This is a genomic window from Bacillus sp. C30, assembly GCF_040838255.1.
GTDB lineage: Bacteria > Bacillota > Bacilli > Bacillales > Bacillaceae_G > Bacillus_A > Bacillus_A mycoides.
Genome location: NZ_JBFPJH010000468.1, coordinates 1 through 2,166, shown reverse-complemented (window position 1 = coordinate 2,166; position 2,166 = coordinate 1). Strand labels below are relative to the sequence as shown.

Sequence of the window (2,166 nt, the reverse complement as noted above, 5' to 3'; positions counted from 1 at the left end):
TGTTTGCATATATATAAACCGAATAAATATTCGTTTGATTTTACAGGGAGAGATAGGAAGGGTTAATAATAATGAAATAATGGGTATATCACCTACAAAGAGCCGCGAAAAGAATGGGGTCAGTACGGAAAAGATGCTTCCGTAAAAAAAACAAAAAATAAGAATTATTTGTTCTTGAAGAAAAGTGACTAGAAAAGTTACAACCATATGGAGAATAAGGTTATACGACAAAAAGTCTTAAAAGGGGGACGAAATTATGGAACAAAGAAAGTTTTCAGTAACACCTCAAGATCGAATGAATTATTTATTAGGTCTTTATGCTGCAGATCAACAAATTAATGCAGTTCTTTATTTTCCTGTAGGTATATCAAAGGAAATACTTGAACAATCAGTAAGGATAACGTTACAATTGCAGCCGGTTTTGAACAGCCGGTTTGTAGAAAATGATATTCCTTACTGGGAGGAACATTCATCTGCCACTAACTCACCTATTTGCCTTTTTACAGAAGGAAATGATCAAGAACTTGAAATAATGGCAATAGATTTTATTAAGGAACCTGGTGATCGTATTCAGGGGCCTATGGTTCAAACAAAATTATTACGAGGCACTACAACAGACATGTTAGTTGTGAAATTATCTCATCTATGTTCAGATGGTGCAGGGGTCAAGGAATATATTAATTTGCTTGGAGCAATTTATACTCAACTTTCCTTGGGACAATCTAAGAATCAAATTATAAGGGAGTTTGGTGAGGGAAATGAGGGTTTTCGAGATCAATCACATGTATTCAAATATGCTGGAATATCGGAGATAAAAAATGCGTATCGTCCTAACCAAGAACAACAGGCATCGTTATGGTCTTTTCCATCTCAACCCAACAAAAATAAATCCCCCCAAATGTCCGTACGGAGGTTGAGCCATGAGCAATCTCTACGTCTAACCCGATGGACAAAAGCACAACAGGCTACCTTGAATGATGTAATCATGACTGCATACTTCCGATCTTTATCACATTTCACTGTGTATGCAGAACCTCGCACCGCAGAAAAAATGATCGGTTTGACAATTGATTTACGTCGGTATCTGCCTAATTATACAACTGGTGTTATTTGCAACTTATCCGGCATGGAAATGCCAGTGATTAAAATGGAAGACGATGAAACATTTCATCAGACTCTTGTTCGAGTTAAACAATCAATGGATAAAATAAAGTCTCAAAATCCAGGTCTTTCTTCAGCAGCAGGAATGGAGATACTGGCAGGTATGAAGCTATCTGTGGTGAAGGAAATGTATAGTCGGCAATACGAACAGGCTTTACAGATGGGGATGGCGTTGCCATTACTGACAAATTTCGGGGTGATCGGTGATGAACCTATTCAGTTTGGTGAAGTTCAAGCTGAGGGTGGGTATATGACAGCACCCATTATGTATGCGCCATTCTTTTCAATGGGTGCAAGCTCTTATAATGGAAGACTTACATTTACGATTGGTTATCATACACCGGATACATCAAAAGAAAAGGTAGACAAATTTTTAGAAAATATTGTGAATCAACTACCATAAATAAAAGAGAATATAGCGCGAAAATTTCTAGCAGGATTGTATTTTAAGGGCTCGTCCCATGTACGGCGAGTCTCTTTTATAAACGCTACACTTACCAGACAGGTATTACTCCTGATAAAAATTTATCTTCGCTTGCTTCATAAAATATTTTTGTTAAATCTACTCTGATCATTTGCATTTGTTCAGCACCTATCTTTATGTTTCATATTTATGGAAAACCGTAGTGAAAAACAATTTGCACCGTGAGAAAAACAAGATATATCGGCATAAAAGTACTAAAAAAGAGTGGATTTAAACTAAACTTTGAATCAGCTCTTTTTATTATTTTTTGAAATGTTTCATACCTATTATTCATAATAGGTGTACCGTCCATGCCCATCAACCTAAGTTTTTAATATAGCCTCAAAACGAAAATTTTATATTTCTACAGTTATTTATGAGAATTCAGCTCATTTTTTGCGTTTTTGGGAAGAGCGTATTTCTTAAGTTGATGGGTATGAGGAGATACCCCTATAAAATCTATGACCTAAATATAAGCTTATTGGAGCTTCTTTTTATTTTGGACGGATGTTTCCTAACGGTTGTTGTGAGCTAATATAGTT

General features: G+C 35.8%; 1 protein-coding gene. It reads left to right on the top strand.

All coding sequences use genetic code 11. The features are described from left to right. The first annotated feature begins 256 nt into the window (after positions 1 to 256). Entirely contained in the window at positions 257 to 1,564 is a 1,308-nt protein-coding gene (locus tag AB3X49_RS21820; protein WP_367964707.1) for a condensation domain-containing protein, read from the top strand. The last annotated feature ends 602 nt before the right edge of the window (positions 1,565 to 2,166 follow it).